This window comes from Pseudarthrobacter sp. HLT1-3, from assembly GCF_059383535.1.
Genome location: NZ_JBWZCJ010000010.1, coordinates 125776 through 147162 on the forward strand (window position 1 = coordinate 125776; position 21387 = coordinate 147162).

Sequence of the window (21387 nt, forward strand, 5' to 3'; positions counted from 1 at the left end):
AACCTTGTAGCTGGCAGTTTCCCTTTTCCGCTGCCCAATCCAGAACCCACGGCAGCCGAAGGAGAGTGTGTGTCCCGCTCCGCCCTGTCCTCCGCTGACGCCATCAGTGCCCGCCTGCGGGACCTCGAACTTCTCACCAAAGGCCCCGCCTGGGCCTTGACCCGCTCGGCGCCCTGGGTGATCGCCGTGCTGCAGGCGTCCTTCACCCGCACCCGGCCGCAGCTTCCGCTGGAACAGTTCCACGCCGACGTCGACGCCTTCCTGGAGCAGCTCCGGCGCCAGGAACCCGGGCTGGGCGGCTCCGCCACCGGGAAGTCCTTCGGCGATGAGTGGACCCGCAAGAACTTCCTGACCCGGCGGAACCAGTCCGGGCAGATCGTGTACGAGGTCACCGAGCCCGCCGCCCGCGTCCTGGCCTTCCTGGACAGCCTCTCGAGTGAACGCTCCACGCTCAACGGTTCTCGGCTCGGCACGCTGCTGGGCGACGTCGAGAAGCTCGCCAATGAGACGAACCCGGACCAGAGCGCCCGGCTGGAGTCGCTCGAGGAGGAGATCGGCGAGCGGCGCCAGCTCATCGAGGACATCAGCTCGGGCGATTTTGACGGTGTGCTCGACGACGAGGAGGCGGTGGAGGCTGCCGGGAACATCCTGGACCTCGCGGCGAGCCTGCCCGCGGATTACAAGAAGATGCGCGACCGGATCGAGGAGCTGGTCGGGGAGCTCCGTAACCAGATCATCGAAGAGTCCCTGAGCAAGGGCGCCACGATGGCGCAGGTGCTGGAAGCAGACAAGCGGCTCCGGCAGAGCCCGGAGGGGCGGACCTTCCGTTCCTTCACGGCGTTTCTGGAGGATCCTCAGCAGCAGCTGCGCTTCCGTTCGGCGATCGGCGAGGTGCTCAGCCGGCAGTTCGCCGACGATCTCAGCCATGAGGAACGTGAGACGCTGAAGAACCTGGTGGCCGAATTGCGCACCCAGCACAGCCAGATCCAGCGGATTTACGGCAAGCTCAGCGAAAGCCTGAACACCTACGTCCAGAGCGACGACTTCCGCCAGTCCATCCGGCTCCGCACGGTCCTCCGGGAAGCCGAGCTGGCCGTCCGGTCCCTGCCGTACGAGCGCGAACGCCCCGGGCTGGTCCGTGGCCCGGTGCTGTTCAACGCCGGCTTCGAGTCCCTGGCCATGGTCAAGCTGTTCGACCCGGACGAGTTCGCTGCCCCGCCCAAGCTGGCGGACCCGATTGCCTTCAGCGACTCGGACCGGGTGCGCTCGCCGCGGACCGGCAAAGCCAGCCCGCAGGCGATCCGTGCCGCGTTCGCCGGCGTCTTCACCCTGGCCGGGGCCTGGGAGCAGCTCCCGGCCGCGGAACGCCACATCAACTCGATCCGCGCCCTGCTCTCCCACGCCCTGCACGAGGGCGCCGGCTTTGACCGCGAGGCCTGGGACACCCTCGACTTCGAACAGATCGACGGCTCCACGCGCACCGCGTACCTGCCGGTCGTCACGCTTAAGAAGGATTGAAGATGACTGAACTTTCCCCAGAAGTAGCGGCGCCCGAAGACACAGTGGATCCCACGGAAGCAGTGGAGGCCGAACCAGGCCAGCACGTCCACGCCGATCCGTTCACGGTCACACCGCGGGACACGTTTGTCGACGGCGCAGCGCTCTTCCCGGGGGACACCGGCGTGCTGCCGATGAAGGTCCGCCAGGCCCTCGTGAAACTCCTCAAGGGCCCGTACATCGACGGCGGCCGGGACGAAAAGCTCTGGACCACCCTGCTGGACAACCAGCTGATCCTGCGCAGCCGCCTGTCCGAACTCTTCCTGACCCTGCAGCTGGACCACGACCGCAAGGTGGCCGTCCTGCGCCCGGTTGACCCGGAAGCCATCGGCGGCAGCACCCGCTCCAGCATCCTGCGCCAGCAGCGGGCCCTGAGCCGGGTGGAAACCATCGTGCTGCTGCGCCTGCGCCTGCTCCTGGACCGCCACGTCACCGCCCAGACAGACCCCACGATCAGCCGCGAGGAAATCGCCGAGCTCGTGGCGCACTACCAGCCGGCCGGCCAGCAGGACGCCCTCCGCGATTCCGACGTCGTCAACCGAGCCATCACCAAGCTCCTCGCCCGCCAGCTCCTGCTCAGCACCGGCCTGGACGAGGTCTACACCATCTCCAACGCCCTCCCGCTGGCCCTCCCCTTCGAAAACATCGGCGACATCCCGGCCCAGATCGACGCCCTGGTCGCCGCCGCCACCGACCCGTCCGGAACGGAACCGCTGCTGGAGTTCGACGGCGACAGCTCCACGGACGGGGACCACCCCGACGAAACGGAGGACGCCAAGTGAGCATCGCAACCATGCTCCCGATGGGCGAGCTCACCAACCCCGGCCAGATGCGCCTGGCCCTGGTCCAGGTGGTCAACTGGGGCACGTTCCATGGCGCCCACACGATGCACGTGGACCGGAACGGCACCCTGCTGACCGGCAATTCCGGCGTCGGCAAGTCCACCCTGTTCGACGCGATGCTCCGGGTCTACGACGCGAGGCCGCGCTCCAACGAGGCCGCCGCGCAGCGCGCCGGCGGCGCGGTGGAGGACAAACGCACCACGTTCACGTACATGCGCGGCAAGGTGGGCGACAAGGCCGTGGGCGAGGGGTCGACCAGTGCTTTCCAGCGCCCGGGTGCCACCTGGTCCGCCGTCGCGCTGACCTTCGACAATGCCGCGGGCACGCGGGTGACCGTCTCGGCGCTGTTCGACCTGCCCAAGAACGGCACCGAATCCAGCGTCGGCCGCTACTACCTGATCGACAACAAGCCGCTGGACCTCGCTGCCCTTGAGGGCATCGCGGAGAAGCGCTTCAGCAAAGCGTCACTGGAGGCGATTTTCCCGGACGCCCAGGTCTTCGACGTGCACAAGGCCTTCGCGGAACGCTTCCGGCGCCTGCTCGGGATCAATTCCGACCAGGCGCTGCCGCTGCTGCGTGTCATCCAGGCGGGCAAGGGCCTGGGCGGCAGCGTCAACAACTTCTTCCGCGACCAGGTCCTGGACGCGCCCGCCACGCTGACCGCGGCGGACGGCGTCGTCGAGGAATTCAGCAATCTGATGTCCATCCGGCAGCGCCTCGAGGACGTCCGGCAGCAGCGCGACCAGCTGGCACCGGTGCCCGGGCTGAACAAGGAGTATGCCCAATCCCTGCTCGAAGCCAACAGGCTGCGGGAGCTTGCCGGCGAGGAATTCGAGGCCTACCGGCAGCAGTTGGCCGTCACGGTCCACGAGAAAACCCTCGCCCGGTTCAAGGAGCTGGCCCAGGCGAAGGCGAAGGAACTCGGTGCCGAACGCGGCATCCGGGACGGCCTGGCCACGGGGCTGCGCGAGCTTGAGGCGGACTACAACAACCGGGGCGGCAACGCGATCTCCGCAATCGAACAGTCGCTCGAAAACGCCCGGGTGGGGCTCAAGCTCCGCCAGCAGGTGGAGGAATCAGCCCGCAAAGCACTCTCCGACGCAGGCCTGGAACTGCACTGGTCAGCGGCCGGCTGGGAACAGGCCCACGAGCACGCCGCCGCCCGCTCGGCCGAGCTGAAGGACGACGCGGAGGCCCTCAAGGAACTGCGGTTCGAGGCCTTTGACGGCCACGCGACCAGGAAGCGCGAGCTCGCCGCCGCCCAGCAGGAACTCGTGTCGCTCAGGACGCGCAAGTCCCTGCTGCCGCCGTCGAGCATCGAAAACCGCAGCGCCATCGCTGCGGCCACCGGGGTCCCCGAGGAGCAGATGCCGTTCGGCGGCGAGCTGATCGACCTCGCCGAGGGCCAGGAACAGTGGCGCCCGGCCGCCGAGCGCGCGCTGCGCAGCCTCGCCACCACCCTGCTGGTCCCCGGCGAGCACTTCGCCGCCGTCACCCGCTACCTCAACGACCACTCCGTCCGCGGAGCGCTGCGCGCGGTGGACATCTCCAAACCCCTCTCCGGCGGGGCGCTGGCCGTGCAGGACGCGGCCGACGGCGATCTGCTCACCAAGCTGGACATCCTCACCATGGGACCCGGCGCGGACGCCGGCGAGTGGATCCGCGAACGGATTGCCCTCGATTTCGCCTACCCGTGCGTCGAGGACCCCGACGAACTTGCCCGCCTCGACAAGGGCCTGAGCCTGGGCGGTGTGATCAAGCGGAACCGCCACACCGTGGAAAAGGACGACCGCTTCACGTCCCGCCAGGATTATGTCCTCGGCTTCGACAACGCCGCCAAGCTGGAGCTCGTGGCCGCCCAGGTCGGGGACCTGCAACAGGAGCTGGCCAAGGCCGCCGAACTGGCCCAGAGCCGGGAGGAGTCCCACCAGGGGATGAACCGGCAGCTCGAGGCCCTGCGCCGGGTCGCCGATGACCACCGTCCCTGGGACCAGGTCTCAGCCGCCGTGGCGGCGGACGAACTCACCCGGATCGAACAGCGCCTCACGGACGCCCTCGCCGCGCAGGCGGACCTCGAACCGCTGCGCGCCAACATCGAAGCGGCCCGCCACAAGCACCAGTCCAGCACCGAGGCCGCGGCCGTGCTGCAGAGCGAGTACAAGGCCCTCGACTCGCAGCTGTCCACCGCCGATTCGCTGCTCGACGCCGCGCGGGAACGCCTGGCCCAGGCGCCGCCGTCGGGCAGCACCGTCACCGCGCTGGAACCGTACTTCACCGGCGTCGGCGACATCCGGGAAATGCATGAACTGGACAACCTTTCCAGCCAGGTCCGGACCCGGCTCCTCGCCGAGCTGCACGCCGCCGAATCCCGCGGACAGGCGACCGCGGAGCGGCTCACCCGCAGCTTCGAGGGCTTCGTGCGGGAGTGGGGCACGGCGATTTCAGCGGACCACGGCACCTCGATCGGCGCCGCCGGGGAGTTCGAAGCCAGGTACCACGCCATTGTCAGTGACGGGCTCCCCGCCCAGGAGGCCGAATTCCGGCAGTTCTTCAACCAGCGCACGCACGAGTCGTTCAGCACCCTGCTGCACCTGCTGGACGAGGAGCGCCGCTCGATCACCATGCGCATCCTGCCGCTGAACGGGATCCTGTCCGCGGTGAATTTCCACGAGGGCAGCTTCCTGGAACTCGACATCAAGCAGACCCTGCCCGCCACCGCCAAGCAGTTCAAGGACGCGATCCAGAACGCGCTCAAGGTCCGGCACACCCGCCCGGGACGGTCCGCCGCTCCGGCGCCCGGGGCCGGCAACGGGGCCGCCAGCCTGGGAGCTGACGACGACGCCGAGCTCACCAACCGCTACAAGTCGCTGGAAACGCTGGTGAAACGGCTCGGCTCGCAGACCCCGGAGGACCGGCGCTGGCGTGCCGAGGTGCTGGACGTCCGCGGGCACCTCTTTATCCAGTGCAAGGAGCACCGCGAGGTCCAGCGTGCCGGTTCGCAGGGGGCAGGGACGGGCGCGAAGAAGACCGAGGTCTTTATGCATGCGGACACTGGATCGATGTCCGGCGGCGAGCGGCAGCGCTTCACCGCGTTCATCATGGCCGCGGCGCTGAGCTACCAGCTGGGCATCGCCGAACAGGGCTTCACCACCTACGGCACCGTGATGATGGACGAGGCCTTTGTGCTGGCCTCGGAGGAATTCGCCGGCGCCGGCATCAAGGCCCTGCATGAGTTCGGCTTCCAGCTGCTCCTGGCCGCACCCGAAAACGTGATCGACCTGTCCCGGCATCTGGGCTCGGTCACGGAGATCCTGCGGGACAAGCGCACCAACCGCTCCGGCGTGCTCACCGCTCCCGTGATCGGCCCCCGCCCCGGAACCGAGGGAACCTGGCGTTCCGAGGCGAACCCGGTCGACATCGTCCTCCGCTGACCGGCGGAACGGCAGCCGAAAAATAACAAATCGGTGGAGTTATCGCCGGGCGTCTGGCGATAGTCCTGGCGCGCATGCCAATCTGTTCAGCATCATCCCTTCGCCCGCGCTCCACCAGGCCGTTGACCCGCACCACCCCTGCCGAGCTTGAGGGCGTCTTCATGAAAGGCATCCCCATGCGCCCTGCACGCCGCGTACCCTTCATGGCTGCCCTCGCGAGCGCCGCCGTCCTCACCGTGGGCGGCTGCGGGACCGCGGCCCCGGCCGGCACGCCGCCCTCGACCGTCGCAGCCCCGTCGGGTTCACCGAGCGCCACGCCCGTCCCCGGCACGTCCACCGCCTCCGGCCCGGCCGCCCCGTCCAGCGCGACAACGGCGGCAGGCGCCGGGCCGTCGTCGTCCGCTCCCGCCGACACCGCGACCTACACTTTCCCGGACGGCCGGGTGTCCTTTCAGTACCCTGCGGATTGGCGGGTGGAGCTCTTCACCGGCCAGCAGACGCCTGCGACGTCGGCCACTGCCAGCGTCTTCGACGCCGGCGGCACCCTGCACGCCACCGTCTACTCCGGGCAGATCGCCGACGGGGTCAGTTATCCGGTGACCCACACCGTGTTCGAGTCCGCGCCCGTCCCGGGCCTCGCGCAGCAGTCCGGGTTGGCGGCGCACTATGCGTTCTACGTGGACCGGATGGGCGACAATCCGACGTACCGCATGCATCTGACTTCAGGAGCGCCCCAGACGGGGGACGGATCCGCGCTCGATGGGATCATCCGAACCACCTCGGGGGTCCTCGTGGCCGAGGTCAAGTTCATCGAGAAGCCCTTCGCCGATGACGCGGCGGCCAAGTCGTGGCTGGCCGGAGCCGAGGGCCGGGCCCTGAAGGCCCTGCTGTTGAGCATCTCCCACCGCTGACCCCGCGTTGCTGTGGGTGGGGCGGGGCGGCGGCTCTGCGGGCAATTAAGTTATGAAAGGGTTGCGTAATTGAGCAAAGGATAGGCTAGCCTTACTTAGGTTTGTTCACTGATCTAAGGAATCCCATGTCTCTCCCTGCCCCGAGCCGCGTACTGCCCAGGCGCCGCTTCCTCCGCGCCACCGGCACGGCAACTGCCGCCCTGGCCGCCGTCGCGCTCTCTCTGACTGCCTGCTCCACCGGCCCGGCCAGCTCGACGGCGTCGGACGCCCCCAGCCAGTCGGCCAGCACCGACTTCCCGGTGACCCTTACGCATGCGTTCGGCGAGACGACGATCAAGGAACAGCCCAAGCGGGTCGTCACCGTGTCCTGGGTCAACGACGACGTGGCGATTGCCCTCGGTGTGGTTCCGGTCGGTGTGCCGAAGAACGAGTGGGGCGGCAACGACCAGGGTTCCACCCCATGGAAGGACGCCGCCCTGGAGAAGCTCGACGCCGGCTTCGGCTCCGCCAAGGCGCCGGCCCAGTTCTCCGAGGCGGACGGCGTCAACTTCACCGAAATCGCCAAGCTCAACCCCGACGTCATCCTCGGCGCCTACTCCGGCCTGACCGAAGAGGACTACAAGAAGCTCAGCGAAATTGCCCCGGTGGTGGCCCACCCCGAGGTGGCGTACGGAACATCCTGGCAGGATTCCACTGCCATCATCGGCAAGGCCCTCGGCAAGGAAACCGAAGCGGCCAAGCTGGTGGCCGACACCGAGGCCGCGGTCCAGGCCAAGGTCTCCGACTACCCCCAGCTGGCCGGCAAAACCTTCATCTACGGCAACCTCGAGCCCGCCAAGGGCGACGGCGTCAACGTCTACACCTCAAATGACAACCGTCCGCGCTTCCTCAGCGAGATCGGCATGAAGCTGGCCTCCGTGGTGGAAGACAACTCAACGGGCTCGAAGGAGTTCTTCATCCCGTGGTCCGCCGAAAAGGCCAACGAGCTCGCCTCCGACGTCTTCGTGACCTGGGTCCCGGACGCGGCAACGGCCGACTCAATCAAGACCGACCCCCTGCTCAGCCAGATCCCGGCCATCAAGAGCGGCGCCCTCGTCGCGGACTCGGACAACACCCTCACGCTGTCCATCTCCGCGTCCTCGCCGCTGAGCCTGCCCTGGGCCCTCGACACGTTCCTGCCGCAGCTGGCCGGCGCGGCGGGCAAAGTTCCTGCCGCAGTGAAGTAGCCACCGCACCATGAGCCCACTTACGACGACGGCGGTCAGCACCGCGGCCCGGCCCGCCATGGAGACACCCCCGGCTGCGGCCTTTCGCGCCCGCGGAGCGCGCGCGCTCTGGCTGCTGGCCGCCGTCGTCGTCCTGGCAGTTGTGGTGCTGGCGTCATTCGCCATCGGCGCCCGGGGCGTGGCCCTGGACGCCGTCTGGCAGGCGCTGACCCGCTTTGATCCGGGCAACGGTGACCACGCCGTGGTGCACGCACGCATTCCGCGCACCGTCCTGGGACTGCTCGCCGGTGCCGCCCTCGGGCTGGCCGGGGCGGCAATGCAGGGCGTGGCCCGCAACCCTCTCGCGGACCCGGGCATTATCGGAATCAACGCCGGCGCCGCGCTGGCTGTCGTTACCGGAATCTACCTCCTCGGCGTCTCGTCACTGACCGGGTACATCTGGTTCGCGTTCCTCGGCGCCGCTGCCGCCGCCGCCGTGGTCTACCTGATCGCCTCGCTCGGCAGGGGCGGCGCGACGCCAGTGAAGCTCGCCCTCGCCGGCGCCGCCCTCAGCGCCGGGCTCATCTCGTTGATGAACGTTATCCTCGTATCCAGCCGGGACACCCTGGACCGCTTCAGGTTCTGGCAGGTCGGCGGGATCGCCGGCCGGGACTGGTCGGTGATCCTCCCGGCCCTGCCCTTCCTGCTGCTGGGGGCCGCGATTGTGCTCGCCACGGGCCGGATTCTCAACAACCTCGCGCTTGGCGATGACATCGCCCGCGGCCTGGGCCAGCGTGTTGGGCTGGCCCGGGGCATCACCGCCCTCGGGATCGTCCTGCTCTGCGGCACGGCCACGGCGCTGGCGGGTCCGATCGGCTTCGTGGGCCTGGTCATTCCGCATACCGTCCGCTTCCTGACCGGTCCCGACTACCGCTGGATCCTTCCCTTCTCCCTGGTCCTTGCCCCGGCACTGCTGCTCGCGGCGGACGTGATCGGCCGCGTGATCCTGCTACCCGGCGAAGTCCCCGCCGGGATCATGACCGCGCTCGTGGGTGCCCCGGTGTTCGTCTGGCTGGTCCGGCGCGGCAAGGGGGCAGGCCTGTGAGAACCGCCCCCGGAGCCGCCCCCAGCCCCAAAACCGCAGCCGGCACGGCACACCCGACTGCTGGCAAAAGCGCCGGGAAGAGTGCTGCCGACGCGACAGTTAGCGCCCATAATCCGCCCGAACATCGGCGTTATCCGACACCTCGGCGGACGGTGCGAAGCGGGACCCTGCGAAGCCGGGTCCTGCCGAACCGGACTGCCGGGTTGGCCCTTGCTGTGATGGCGCTCTTCGCCGCGAGTGTGCTCCTGGGCAGCTACACCGTCACCATCCCCGACTTCTTCAAAATCCTGACCGCCCACCTCACCGGCGGGGAGAAGATCGCCGGCGCGAGCTTCATCGTGATGGAGCACAAGCTGCCGCGAGCCGTCGTGGGAACGCTGATCGGCGCCGCGTTCGGACTGTCCGGTGCGCTGTTCCAGACCATGCTCCGCAATCCCCTGGCCAGCCCGGACGTAATCGGTATCAGTTACGGGGCCAGCGCCGCGGCCGTGACGGCGATTGTCGTCTTCGGCGCCTCCGGTGCCATCGTTTCGGGCGCCGCGTTCGCCGGCGCGCTGGGCGTGGCCGCCCTCATCTACGCCATCTCCCGGAGCGGCTCCCTCGGTTCCGGCGGCCGCCCGGGCGACGCCGCAGGCAGCCGGCTGATCCTGGCCGGGGTCGGCATCGCCGCGGCCCTCCACTCCGTGGTCAGCTTCCTGATGACCCGGGCCGACATCCGCGTCGCCGCCGACGTCCTGGTCTGGCTCAACGGCTCGCTGAACTCCGCGAACTGGGACCGGGCCGGCGTTCTTGGCCTTACCCTGGTCGTCCTGCTTCCCGCCGTCGCGCTTCTCGCCGGGCCGCTGCGCATCCTCGAACTTGGCGACGAGACCGCCGCCGGCCTCGGGGTCAGGGTGGGTGCCGCCCGGCTGGCCATTGTGATTACCGCCGTCGGACTGGCTGCCGCGGCGACGGCGGCCGCCGGGCCCGTGGCATTTGTCGCGTTCCTCGCCGGACCGATCGCGCGCCGGTTGGTCCGCAAGGCGAGCCTGCCGGCATCGGCCCTTGCCGGCGTGCTGATCGTATTGAGCGCCGACTACTTCGCCGCCAACATCGCGCCGCTGCTGCTGGACGGAACGGTTTTGCCCGTCGGTGTCATCACCGGCGCCCTGGGGGCCCCGTTCCTGCTCTGGCTGCTCGTCACCTCCAACCGAAAGGATGCCTGAGATGGCAACTCTTCAGACCTCCGGCCTGCGGCTGAAATACGACCAGCGGACCGTGATCGAGGGACTCTCCATGGTGATCCCGGAGGGCAAGGTGACCATGATTGTCGGTGCCAACGCCTGCGGCAAATCCACCCTGCTCCGGGGCCTCGCCCGGCTGCTCAAGCCTGCCGCCGGCACCGTCACCCTGAACGGGCAGGACATCCACCGCCGTCCCGCGCGCGAAGTGGCCCGCACGCTGGGGCTGCTTCCGCAGCACCCGACGGCGCCGGACGGCATCACCGTGCGGGACCTCGTGGGCCGCGGCCGCTACCCGCACCAGGGCTTCTTCAGGTCCGGGCCGGCCGGCGGCTCCGCGGACGATGAACGCGCCGTTATGCGAGCCATGGCCGCCACCGAAACGCTGGAACTGGCCGGGCGGAACGTGGACGAACTCTCCGGCGGGCAGCGCCAGCGGGTATGGATCGCGATGGTCCTGGCGCAGGAAACCGAGGTGCTGCTGCTGGATGAGCCCACCACCTACCTTGACCTCACCCACCAGGTGGAGGTCCTGGACCTGATCACCGACCTCAACCGCCAGCGCGGCACCACCGTCGCGATCGTGCTGCACGACCTCAACCTCGCTGCCCGCTACGCGGACCACATCATCGCGATGAAGGACGGACGGATCGCCGCTGCAGGCCCCGCCCGGGCCGTGGTCACCGAGGACCTGGTCCGTGAAGTCTTCGGCCTGGAGTCCCGGGTGCTTCCGGACCCGGTCTCCGGCGCACCCCTAATCATCCCGCTGGGACGGCACCACGCCGCTGTCCCGCAAACCCCAACCCTGGAGCTGGTCCCGTGACTGCAATGAACCCCACCACCGCGCACACCCGGGCGGCGCTCAAGACCATGACCGCCACCACCGAGCCGATGACCCTGGCATTCGACGTCCAGGTCACGGCGGTCCAGCCGCTGGGGCCGAACTTCCGGCGGGTCACGCTGGGCGGGCAGTCGCTGCAGAACTTCGGTGTCAACGGGAGCACCCTCGATCTGCGCATCAAACTCATGATCCCGTCGCTGGGCCCGGACGGCACCGCGCTGCCGATGCCGGAGTTCCGGACGGAGCAGACCGGCTGGTACCGCGAGTGGCTGGCCATGGACCCGGAGACCCGCGGCTCCATGCGGACCTACACGGTGCGGCAGGAACGCCTCGACGCCGTCTACCCGGAACTCGACGTCGACTTCGTGCTGCACTTCGACGGCGCCGGCCGCGGCGGACCGGCCGCCAACTGGGCACTCAATGCCAAACCGGGGGACACCCTGACCCTGATCGGACCCAACAACCGGGCGGCGCACTGCGTCACCGCGGAAACCTACTCCGGGATCGAATGGCGTCCCGGTCTGGCCCAGCGGGTCCTGCTCGCCGGAGATGAGACGGCCGTCCCGGCCATCAGCGCCATTCTCGAGAGCCTGCCGCCCTACGTGAGCGGGCACGCCATCCTGGAGGTACCGGAGGCCGGCGACTTCCAAAGCCTCACAACAGCCGCCGACGTCGAGATCACCTGGCTGGCACGCGGTGCGGGGATCGGCCGCTCACGGCCGCACGGCGAAATGCTGCAGGACGCGGTCCGGGCCGCCGTCACCCTCCCCGGCTGGGTTGGGCTCCGGCCATCCGCTGAGCCTGCCGCCGGTCCCGAGCCCGAGGACGTCAACGTGGACCGCGACATCCTGTGGGAAACCCCGGCCCGGATGGATGCGGCGTCGATCAGCGCCAGCCGGAACCCGGACAAGCCCGCGGGGGCAATGCCCTTCTACGCCTGGATCGCCGGCGAGGCGGGGGCCGTCAAGGAGATGCGCCGGTACCTGGTGCGGGAGGTCGGGATCGACCGGAAGCAGGTTGCGTTTATGGGGTACTGGCGGCAGGGGAAGGCCGAGAACTAGGTCGGACTTCCGGGCCTCCGGCCGCAGCCGCCGCTTTGCCCACCACTGTGCCCCTGCCGTTTACCCCGTTGCCCCCTGCTGGCCGGGTGCGCTCGCTAGCGTGGTTCCATGGCAGAAAACCTACTATCCCCGGGCGCTGATGGGCGGCGGGTCTATGTTGCCCTGGGGGATTCCTTCACGGAGGGGGTGGGGGACTACAGCACCAGGCTGCCCAATGGAGTGCGCGGCTGGGCGGACCGGGTGGCCGAGCAGCTGGCCAAGGCAGACCCGGGGTGGGAGTACGCCAATCTCGCCATCCGCAGCAAGCGGCTGCGGCACATCATCGCGGAACAGCTGGAACCCGCGCTCGCCATGGAACCAACCCTGATCACCTTGTACGCGGGCGGGAACGACGTGCTGGATATCGGGACCGACATCACCACCCTGATGAAGGACTACGAGTTCCTCGTCGCCCGACTAGCCGCCAGCGGAGCCACCGTGGTGCTGTTCACCGGCTTCGACGTTAGGGTGTCGGCGCTGCTGGAACCGCTCAAGAAACGGAACGCCATCTACAACCAGCGGGTCCGGGAGGTGGCGGCCAGGTACGAGGCGGTGCTGGTGGACTACTGGTGCTTCGACGCGTTCTACGATCCGCGGATGTGGGATTCGGACCGACTGCACATGTCCAAGGCGGGCCACAAGTACCTCGCCGGCCAGGTCCTGGACCAACTCGGGGTGCCGCACAAGGTGAAGCCCAAAGATTGGGCGCCGCCGGCAAAACGCGGCCTCCGGGACTGGGAACGCCGGCAGCGCCTCTGGGTCCGGGACTGGGTCCTGCCGCTCGTGGCCCGCAAGCTCCGCGGCGTCACGCTCGGGGACGAACTCAACCCGCGCTGGCCGATGCCGGTCCGGGTCCCGCCCAAGGCCGGACTAAAGAAACTGACCGCCCGGATTCCCGCGAATTAGCCCGGGTCAGCTGTCCAGCAGGTTCTCGTAGCCCGGGGCCACCCGGCTCGCGTGGAACTCCTCGACGTCGAACTCGGCCACGCCGTTGATATAGAACGGATCCTTGGCCAGCGCGGCATCCAGGTCGCCGCGGTCCGCGTTGGACAGCAGCAGGGCACCCGTGCGTGGGATTTTCCGGCCCGCGACCATAAAGATGCCCCGGTCGAAGGCATCCTGCAGCCACGTGACGTGCGCAGGAAGGTGGAAGTCAACGATCTCTTCGGGGACCTTGTAGGTCAGGGAGACTACGTACATGGGGTCAGCCTACCGCCTGCCGCCGGCACCCGGACCGACACGTCCTTCACTCAACCGGCAAAGTTGAACCGTCAATCTTAAATGCTCCTAGACTGTAGCCATGACTGAACCGCGCTGGCTGAACGCCGAGGAACGCCGGGCCTGGCTGGCCCAACTGAGCATCAACACCCTGCTGCCCGCTGCACTGGACACCCAACTTCACCACGCGCACAAGCTCTCACTCTTTGACTACAACGTCCTCGCGATGCTCTCGGAGGCCGAGGGCCGCTTTCTGCCCATGAGCGAACTGGCCGCCCGCACCAGCGCCTCCCTGTCCAGGCTCTCCCATGTGGTCACCAAGCTGCAGTCCCGCGGCTGGGTGGAACGCCGTCCGCATCCCGGCGATGCCCGGGTGACAACGGCGCACCTCACCGACGCAGGAATGGAAACCATCGAGGAGCTCGCCCCGGGTCACGTCGAGGCTGTCCGGACCCTGTTCCTCGATGCCCTGAGCGAGAAGGACGTCGCGGACCTTGCTCGCATCGGCGAGAAAATTGTGGGCCGCCTGGATAAGGACCACTGGATCCTCCGGGACAGCCAGCGCGCATAGGCCGCCGCGTAGCCTTCCTCAAGATGGCGTCAAGACGGCGTCGCCTAGTGTTGGCACTATGGAATCGCCGATCGACAGCTACCTGCGCCAGATCCACGCCGAGATCGCCCAGCTCAAGGACGGCAAGCCCTACAGCACCATTCCGGCGATGGCCAACGTGGACCCGGACAACTTCGGCATCGCCCTCGCCACCGTGGACGGCAAAGTGTACGAGGTCGGTGACACGCGCGAGGAATTCACGATCCAGTCCATCTCCAAGCCCTTTACCTACGGGCTGGCCCTGGAGGACCTGGGACACGAGGCCGTGGACGCCAAGGTGGACGTGGAACCGTCCGGGGATTCGTTCAACGAGATCTCCCTGGCCGAAGGGACGGGCCGGCCGGCCAATGCGATGATCAATGCCGGTGCCCTCACCGCCACCTCGCTGATCAGGGGATCCGGCGGGCAGTCCGGCTTCAAACGGATCCTCAGCACGTACTCGGCGTTCGCGGGCCGGCAGCTCTCGGTCAGCGAAAAGGTCTTCGAATCCGAGCTCAAGCACGGCCACCGCAACACCGCACTCGCGTACCTGCTGCGCTCCTTCAACATCATCGAGGATGACCCTACGCCGGTCCTGGCGGACTATTTCCGCCAGTGCTCGGTCCTGGTGAACTCGTTCGACCTCTCGATCATGGCCGCTACCCTCGCCAACGGCGGCCGGAACCCGCTCAGCGGCAAACAGGTGCTGGGAATCGGCCCGGTGGAACGCGTGCTGTCCGTGATGATGACCTCCGGCATGTACGACGACGCGGGCGCCTGGATCAGCAGCGTGGGAATGCCCGGAAAGAGCGGGGTGGCCGGCGGGATCATCGCGGTGCTGCCCGGCCAGGTCGGCCTTGCGGTCTATTCGCCGCCGCTGGATGAACACGGCAGCAGCGTCCGCGGCCTGGCCACCGCGCAGCGCCTCTCCCTGGACATGGAACTGCACTTCGTCCGCGCGGCCCGGACCGGACGGTCCGCCATCCTGGCCGCCTACGATGTGACCGAGACGCCCTCCGGCATCCGCCGCAACGACGAGGCCGCCGACGTCCTCCGCGCGCACGGCCACCGGGCCCGGGTCCTTGAACTTAACGGCGACCTGCTCTTCGCCGGCACCGAGTCCATGATCCGCGAGCTCAGCAGCCTGCCGGACGACGTCGAGCTGGTGGTCCTGGACATGCGCCGCACCGACCAGGTCAGCGAGGTCGCCGTGCGGATGCTTGACACGTCCCGCGAAAGGCTCGCCGACACGGGCCGGGAACTCGTGCTGATCGAGGCCCACGGTTCCGTCGCGGAGGCCATGGGAGAGTCAGCGCAGCGTCCGGTGCCGACCTTCGCGAACCGGAACGCCGCCGTCGAATACTGCGAGAACCGCCTGCTGGAGCGGCACGGTACCCACCTGCTGCTGCCGGACCTGGTGCCGGTCACCGCGTCGCCTGCGCTGGCGCCCCTGGACGAGGCCGACGCCGCTGCGCTGGAAGCGCTCATGACCCCCAAATCCTACGACGACGGCGACGTCATCCGGCGCGTCGGGCTACGGTTCGGCGGGGTCTACTTCATCACCTCCGGCCGGGTCAGCAGCACTTCCCCTGGGCCCACCGCGGACCGGGTGAAGCTGAATACGCTCAGCGCCGGAATGACCTTCGGCGAGCTGGCCCTGGGCAGCGGGAACCGGCAGGAAACCACGGTCAGGGCGGTGGGGCCGGTCCAGGTCATGGTGCTCAGTGCCGAGGCGATTGCCGAGCTGGAGTCCAGCGATGCACGGCTGGCCGTTGCCCTTTGGAAGGCACTGACCCGGGACGCGTACACCCGGGTGGAGCAGTACCTGCGCGAATCGGCGGTCCGGATCCGCGAGTAGCGCCCCTGCCGCCGTGCTTTGTTTGCTTGGGGCAACTGCTGGCAGACTGGATCCATGAATTTCACGTCCCGCTATGTAGCCCTTGGCGACTCCTTCACGGAAGGCGTCGGCGACGATGACCCCACCCGACCCAACGGTGTCCGCGGCTGGGCGGACCGGGTGGCCGAGCAGCTCGGCGCCGCCGATCCGGGCTTCGGGTACGCGAACCTCGCCATCCGCGGCCGGAAGCTCCGCCAGATCATGGCCGAACAGGTCGACGCCGCCGTCGCGCTCAAACCCACCCTCGTGAGCATCTACGCCGGGGCCAACGACATCCTTCGGCCCAAGGTCGATATCGACGACCTGCTGGTGGAATACGACGCGGGCATCCGCAGGCTCAAGGCAACCGGCGCGACGGTGGTGATGTTCACCGGTTTCGACTCCCGGGGTTCGAAGATCTTCGGGACAACCCGCGGACGCACCGCCATCTACAACGAACTGGTCCGCGGCATCGCTGGGGACCACGGTGCGCTTCTGGTGGACTACTGGCGGTTCAGCGAGTACTACGACTGGGGAATGTGGGCAACCGACCGGATGCACATGTCCGCCGCGGGCCACGCGAACATGGCCAAGCGCGTCCTCGCCGTCCTGGAGCACGACCACTCGATCGATGTCCCGCCCATGACGCCGGTCCCGGAGCTGAACCGGGCCGAGGCGCTCCGGGCCAACGCCCGCTGGGTGCGCGAATTCGCCGGACCGTGGGTGGTCCGCCGCGTCACCGGGAAGTCGTCAGGGGACGGTCTGACCCCGCGCTACCCCCAGCTGACGCACATCTAGGCCCGGAACCCCGGCGTCGCGAGCAGTTCCCCGCTGCCGAGGACGGCGAGCACCTCGACGTCCCAGCTGTCCGTAGCCCAGTCCAGCATCCGCCTCCCGCCGGCGACGACCGCCGTGGCCAGGACGTCCGCGGTGACAATGTCCGCGGCGGCCACCGACACCTGGCGGAATTCGGTGCGACTGAATTCGGTCCGGCCCAGGCCGGCGCGCCAGATGTGGTCGCCGCGTTCCGCGGTCCCGGACGTTGCCAGGGCGGCGAAGCGGCCGGTGCCGCCCAGCGGGAAAACCGAGAGCAGCGTCCCGCGGTCCTGCGGATCCACGATCCCGGCCAGCCACGGGGTCCCTGTTCCCGGGGCGGGCGAGCCGCTCACCAGCACATCGCCCCCGGCGTTCAGGCACCAATGCTCGATGCCGACGGACTCCAGGGCGGAGGCTGCCTGGCCGATCGCGTAACCCTTGATGATTCCGGAGAGGTCCAGTACGCCGTCGGGCCGCTCGGGCGTGAAGAATCCGTCGGTCAGCAGCCGCCAACCCGTGGCATCCTCAAAGCGGGCCCGGAAGGCTGCCGAGGCGTCCCGGAGTGTGACCTCGCCACGGGCCATCCGGCTGGCCTCGGAATCCGGACGGTAGAGGCTGAACATCGTGTCCAGCCCGGTGAACACGCCTTCGACGGCGGCCGTGGCACCTTCCAGCGCCGGTACGTCCTGCGTCGCGTCGGTGGTTCCGATGGTTCCGGTGGGCAGGGCGAGGCTGATGACGGTTCCCATGCACTGGAAGGTCCGGCTCTTCAGGACCGGGCCGGTCAGCGCCGGACTCCCTGCCGGGGACGGCTTAGAGGTTCGCTGCATCGAGGGCTGCCTGAAGTGAACTTAGGTACGCGTCGCTGGTGACAGTGGCTCCGCCGATCGTCTGCACCTGGGCGGACTGGGCCTTGAGGACCGCGGCCCGGAGCAGGGGAGCTGCCCGGTTGCTGATCTGCACCGACTTGCGGTCGTCGTCGGTGAGTTGGAGGGCGGTGACCTCCTTGATCGCGCCGGCCTTCACGGTGATCTGCACCTGGACCGCGCCGAAACGGGTCTGGACGACACTCCCGGCGAAGGTTCCGGCCGCCTGCGCCGCCGCCCCGGCAGAACCTGAGGAACCGCTGGATCCGCTGGCGGAGCTGGACCCGGAAGATCCGTTTGTGGTTCCGCTGCCGGCTCCAGAACCGGACGACGTGGCCGCTGAGGTTGTCACGGCCGCGCTCCCCGTGTCTGTCACCTGCGCACCCGACTGCCAGCCCGCCAGAAGGATCCCGGCGGAGGCCAGTGCTGCTGAAACTGCTGCTCGCATTCTCACCAGTCGAACCTTTCGTAGTGGAGTTGTTCATCGCGGACACCGGCCGCGCGGGCTTCCCTGAGCACGCTGCGTGCCCAGGCGGACGGGCCGCAGACGTACACGTCGGCGTCGGCGATGTCCGGCGCGTAGCTCGCCAGCCGGTGTCCGGAACGGACGGAAGAGGCCGGCAGCCAGCTGCGCTCGCCGTCGCTCCGGGCCCCGGTGAGATGGAATAAAGTGGCGTCGCGGCGGCGGCACAGGTCCGGGATTTCGTCGCCGAGATAGAGTTCGGCCTCGCTGTGCCCGCGGAGAATCACCGTGGCGTCGCCCGGTTCAAAGGGAGTGCGCTCCAGCAGGGCACGGATCGGGGTGATGCCGATGCCGGCCCCGATCATCACGACCCGGTTCCGGCTCCGGGCCGCGGTACTGAAGAGCCCGTAGGGTCCCTCGATGGCAACCCTGGTTCCGGATTTCAGCCGGGCCAGCTGCGCCGAACCCCGGCCGAGATCGCGCACGGTGATCCGCAGTCTGCCCAAGCCCGAGGAGTCGAACAGCACGGGTTCCGCGGAAAGACTGAAGGGGTGCGGATGCCACCATGCGCCCGGGGCGAGAAACCGCCAGACGAAAAACCTGCCGCCGCTGCCGGCCAGTTCGTCGAGATGCCGGCCCGTCAGTTCAATGCTCACGACGCGGGGCGCCTCCGTAACGACGCGGCTCACCGTCAATTGGTGCCGGACCGAAGCCACAAGCGGCTCGAGGACACGGTAGTGGACCAGCGTCGCCCCGGCGGCGATGCAGAAGGCCAGCCAGTACCAGCGTTGCCACGTGCCCTCGGCGAAGAGCCCGCCGACGCTGAACTGGTGCGGAATCGCGGTGAGCACCGCGGCATAGGTCAGGAGGTGCACGGCGTACCAAAACTCGTAGGGAAGCCGCCGTCGGACCGCCACGAGCGAGGTGACCACGACGGCGATGAACAGTCCCAGCGACACGATGGCAAGCCACATATCGGGAACCAGCACCCAGAGGGCCACGAGTTCACTGACCGGGTCGATCCCCTCCGCCAGCCCGTAGCCGACTGCGATCAGGATTCCGTGCGCGAGCAGCAGGTACAGCGACGGTTTGCCGAGTTTGCGGTGGAATTCCAGGGCCCGGTCGTGCCCGATGGCGCCGTCGATCAGCGGAATACGCGCCGCCAGCAGCAACATCAGCAGCACAAGGTCCATGCCGGCAAGGCCCGCAACAATTCCCAGCGCGGTGAAGGAGCCGGCTCCCGTCGAGAATCCGGTAGCGCCGCCATCAGCGAGCCAGAGCGCGACGGCGAGGGCCACCGAGGCCCACGCGAGCACGGTCAGCAGGTCCGCCCGGAGCATGCGACTCCGGGACTGGCCGCGGAAGCGCTCCTCAGGAGCGCGGCGGGCCGTGCCGGGAACGGCCAACTGGAGTGAAGAGTTCATAGTTCCACGGTCCGCTCGGCGCCTATCATTTTGCTGTGAAAGCGCTAGGGTGCCGGTATGACTTCGGCCCAACCGGTCGGCGTGCCTTATACACCGCCGGGTGCCGGATTGGTCTTTAATTCGTCAAGCTCGTAGACTTGGTAGGCGCTAGGTGGCGCGGAGCGTGTGCAATTGCTCCGGTTGGCGGGATTTGTCTGCAATATAGGCGGTCCCGATGGCCGGTAGTTAGGGGCTCAAGTTGCGTGCACTCCTGTATTCGCCCAGCATCCCGGTACTTCGCCGTGGTTTTCCTCAGGGATTCCGCAGCCCGGTGCCCGTGGCCCACAATCTTCGCCGCAGTGAGGCAAGCAGCCGGTTTACGCCGTCTGCCTGAACACTGCGGGACCGAAACACCGTGGGAGCTGGATGCGGACGCCGCCTGTCGCGCGGTTTAGCGGGAACTCCGCAACCGTTTCATTTATTTTTGAGGAGAGTCGTCATGGCAGCACACTGCCAGGTGACCGGAGCCGAGCCGGGCTTTGGACACAGCATTTCGCACTCGCACCGACGCAACAAGCGCCGGTTCGACCCGAACATTCAGAAGAAGCGCTACTGGGTTCCGTCCCTGCGCCGTAATGTCACTCTGCAGCTCTCTGCAAAGGGCATCAAGACCATCGACGTGCGCGGCATCGACGTAGTCGTAGCCGCCATCCTGGCACGAGGAGTGAAGCTCTAATGGCTAAGGACAAGGACGTACGTCCGATCATCAAGCTCAAGTCGACCGCGGGCACGGGCTACACCTACGTGACGCGCAAGAACCGTCGTAACGACCCGGACCGTATGGTTCTGAATAAGTACGACCCCCGTATCCGCAAGCACGTCGAATTCCGAGAGGAGCGCTAAACACATGGCTAAGAAGTCAATGATCGCTAAGAACGAACAGCGTAAAGTCATCGTCGAGCGTTATGCTGCAAAGCGCCTCGAGCTGAAGAAGGCTCTGGTTGACCCCGCGTCGACCGACGAAGCACGCGAAGCTGCACGCCTCGGCCTGCAGAAGCTGCCCCGCAACGCCTCACCGGTACGTCTGCGTAACCGCGACATCATCGATGGCCGCCCGCGCGGTACCTTCCAGAAGTTCGGTATCTCCCGTGTTCGCTTCCGCGACATGGCTCACCGCGGTGAGCTCCCGGGCATCACGAAGTCTTCCTGGTAATTCAGCACCACTGAATCCAGTGGCTTGAAGGAAGGGCCGGCGCCTCTTGGCGCCGGCCCTTTCTTCGTTTAAGGTCCGGCGGCGAACTCTTGGTCCGGCCTGTCCGGTGATGCGCTGCTGTGAGCCAGTACACAGGAACGCGACTTCATCGTTTTGGCCGCCCGCACCCTACGGGGCGGTGTGAAATCCGCGCCGTTGCGGGGTTGTGGGGGTTGTGGGGGTGGTGGTGTGGGTGGATTTGTGTGGGGGCGGGGTGGCGTGTATTGTTGTTCGAGTCGCCGCCGCTGGTGCGGAAAGATAGCGACCGACCCCCTGATAAACAGCCTGGAAAATGGCGCGGATATTTGCGCGTTGAATTCGGGTGGGAATCCACTTCTGGAAATGTGAATCGCGGAAACGTTGATTTGCTTAGTTCCTGGAGTTCGGGTAAGTTTGTGAAGTTGCTCCGGAGCGATCTGCGACCTGTGGTTGTGGTGGTGCCGGGTGTGTCTGTTGTTTGAGAACTCAATAGTGTGCCAAGTTTGTTGATACCAATTTATTGTATTGAATTGGTTGAATTGACCAGGTCCGCCACCCCGTGGTGTGGTCTGGTTTTTACAGCTGGTTTCAAATTTTGTGCAGCTGATGCGTCCCGTTTTCCCGGGGGTGTTGGTTGTGTCTGTTTTACTTCAACGGAGAGTTTGATCCTGGCTCAGGATGAACGCTGGCGGCGTGCTTAACACATGCAAGTC

General features: G+C 67.6%; 20 protein-coding genes and 1 rRNA gene. 17 read left to right on the plus strand and 4 right to left on the minus strand.

The genetic code is table 11. The features are described from left to right. The first annotated feature begins 69 nt into the window (after positions 1-69). The 10 genes from AC50X9_RS10980 to AC50X9_RS11025 all read left to right on the plus strand — a co-directional run bounded on the left by AC50X9_RS10980 (position 70) and on the right by AC50X9_RS11025 (position 13118). Positions 70-1518 carry a DUF3375 family protein gene (locus AC50X9_RS10980; RefSeq protein WP_494893412.1) on the plus strand — a complete coding sequence of 483 codons (1449 nt, stop codon included), beginning with the start codon at positions 70-72 and terminating at the stop codon, positions 1516-1518. Between the two features lie 2 nt (positions 1519-1520). Further along, the gene (locus tag AC50X9_RS10985; protein WP_494893414.1) at positions 1521-2339 is read left to right on the plus strand and encodes a DUF4194 domain-containing protein; all 819 of its coding nucleotides are present in this window, start codon (positions 1521-1523) and stop codon (positions 2337-2339) included. After that, complete coding sequence (locus tag AC50X9_RS10990) at positions 2336-5830, plus strand: ATP-binding protein (protein ID WP_494893416.1); 3495 nt, start codon at positions 2336-2338, stop codon at positions 5828-5830. Before AC50X9_RS10985 ends, AC50X9_RS10990 begins: the two co-directional genes overlap by 4 nt. Before the next feature lie 122 nt (positions 5831-5952). Beyond that, a complete protein-coding gene (locus AC50X9_RS10995; protein WP_494893420.1) occupies positions 5953-6741 on the plus strand; it encodes a hypothetical protein in 789 nt (262 codons plus the stop codon). A 125-nt stretch (positions 6742-6866) separates the two neighbouring features. Next, on the plus strand, positions 6867-7967 hold the full coding sequence (locus tag AC50X9_RS11000) for an iron-siderophore ABC transporter substrate-binding protein (RefSeq protein ID WP_494893425.1): 1101 nt from the start codon (positions 6867-6869) through the stop codon (positions 7965-7967). A 58-nt stretch (positions 7968-8025) separates the two neighbouring features. Continuing rightward, positions 8026-9051, plus strand: coding sequence for a FecCD family ABC transporter permease (locus AC50X9_RS11005; protein ID WP_494893471.1), 1026 nt, complete (start codon positions 8026-8028; stop codon positions 9049-9051). A 218-nt stretch (positions 9052-9269) separates the two neighbouring features. Beyond that, on the plus strand, positions 9270-10256 hold the full coding sequence (locus tag AC50X9_RS11010) for a FecCD family ABC transporter permease (RefSeq protein WP_494893473.1): 987 nt from the start codon (positions 9270-9272) through the stop codon (positions 10254-10256). A gap of 1 nt (position 10257) precedes the next feature. After that, positions 10258-11094 carry an ABC transporter ATP-binding protein gene (locus AC50X9_RS11015; protein ID WP_494893428.1) on the plus strand — a complete coding sequence of 279 codons (837 nt, stop codon included), beginning with the start codon at positions 10258-10260 and terminating at the stop codon, positions 11092-11094. Positions 11095-11162: 68 nt separating this feature from the next. Continuing rightward, a complete protein-coding gene (locus tag AC50X9_RS11020) occupies positions 11163-12173 on the plus strand; it encodes a siderophore-interacting protein (protein ID WP_494893475.1) in 1011 nt (336 codons plus the stop codon). 108 nt (positions 12174-12281) lie between these two features. Further along, positions 12282-13118: an SGNH/GDSL hydrolase family protein gene (locus AC50X9_RS11025; RefSeq protein WP_494893430.1), complete on the plus strand. Its 837-nt coding sequence runs from the start codon at positions 12282-12284 to the stop codon at positions 13116-13118. Positions 13119-13124: 6 nt separating this feature from the next. Here the strand turns inward: AC50X9_RS11025 and AC50X9_RS11030 are convergent, their stop codons facing one another. Next, the gene (locus AC50X9_RS11030; RefSeq protein ID WP_494893432.1) at positions 13125-13412 is read right to left on the minus strand and encodes a YciI family protein; all 288 of its coding nucleotides are present in this window, start codon (positions 13410-13412) and stop codon (positions 13125-13127) included. Between the two features lie 100 nt (positions 13413-13512). Between AC50X9_RS11030 and AC50X9_RS11035 the strand changes: the two genes are divergently transcribed. From AC50X9_RS11035 to AC50X9_RS11045, 3 genes are read left to right on the plus strand one after another with little or no spacing between them, the layout of a single operon-like run. Next, positions 13513-14001: a MarR family winged helix-turn-helix transcriptional regulator gene (locus AC50X9_RS11035; RefSeq protein WP_494893434.1), complete on the plus strand. Its 489-nt coding sequence runs from the start codon at positions 13513-13515 to the stop codon at positions 13999-14001. Between the two features lie 58 nt (positions 14002-14059). Then, positions 14060-15877, plus strand: a complete 1818-nt coding sequence (gene glsA, locus AC50X9_RS11040) for a glutaminase A (RefSeq protein WP_494893436.1) — start codon at positions 14060-14062, stop codon at positions 15875-15877. A gap of 54 nt (positions 15878-15931) precedes the next feature. After that, positions 15932-16693, plus strand: coding sequence for an SGNH/GDSL hydrolase family protein (locus tag AC50X9_RS11045; RefSeq protein WP_494893438.1), 762 nt, complete (start codon positions 15932-15934; stop codon positions 16691-16693). On the opposite strand, the gene AC50X9_RS11050 is transcribed toward AC50X9_RS11045, so the two are convergent. The 3 genes from AC50X9_RS11050 to AC50X9_RS11060 form a co-directional block, all read right to left on the minus strand. Then, positions 16690-17541, minus strand: coding sequence for an FAD:protein FMN transferase (locus AC50X9_RS11050; RefSeq protein WP_494893440.1), 852 nt, complete (start codon positions 17539-17541; stop codon positions 16690-16692). The genes AC50X9_RS11045 and AC50X9_RS11050 overlap by 4 nt on opposite strands. Next, positions 17525-17929: an FMN-binding protein gene (locus AC50X9_RS11055; protein WP_494893442.1), complete on the minus strand. Its 405-nt coding sequence runs from the start codon at positions 17927-17929 to the stop codon at positions 17525-17527. The genes AC50X9_RS11050 and AC50X9_RS11055 overlap by 17 nt, the downstream gene beginning before the upstream one ends. A 98-nt stretch (positions 17930-18027) precedes the next feature. Further along, entirely contained in the window at positions 18028-19464 is a 1437-nt protein-coding gene (locus tag AC50X9_RS11060; RefSeq protein WP_494893444.1) for a ferredoxin reductase family protein, read from the minus strand. Positions 19465-19942: 478 nt separating this feature from the next. Here AC50X9_RS11060 and rpmB point away from each other — a divergent pair, with 478 nt between their 5' ends. The 4 genes from rpmB to AC50X9_RS11080 form a co-directional block, all read left to right on the plus strand. Next, on the plus strand, positions 19943-20179 hold the full coding sequence (rpmB, locus tag AC50X9_RS11065; RefSeq protein WP_056342125.1) for a 50S ribosomal protein L28: 237 nt from the start codon (positions 19943-19945) through the stop codon (positions 20177-20179). Further along, a complete protein-coding gene (gene rpmG / locus AC50X9_RS11070) occupies positions 20179-20346 on the plus strand; it encodes a 50S ribosomal protein L33 (RefSeq protein ID WP_494893446.1) in 168 nt (55 codons plus the stop codon). The genes rpmB and rpmG overlap by 1 nt, the downstream gene beginning before the upstream one ends. A 4-nt stretch (positions 20347-20350) precedes the next feature. After that, the gene (gene rpsN / locus AC50X9_RS11075; RefSeq protein ID WP_011693742.1) at positions 20351-20656 is read left to right on the plus strand and encodes a 30S ribosomal protein S14; all 306 of its coding nucleotides are present in this window, start codon (positions 20351-20353) and stop codon (positions 20654-20656) included. A gap of 668 nt (positions 20657-21324) precedes the next feature. Beyond that, a 16S ribosomal RNA gene (locus AC50X9_RS11080) occupies positions 21325-21387 on the plus strand; the annotation flags it as partial.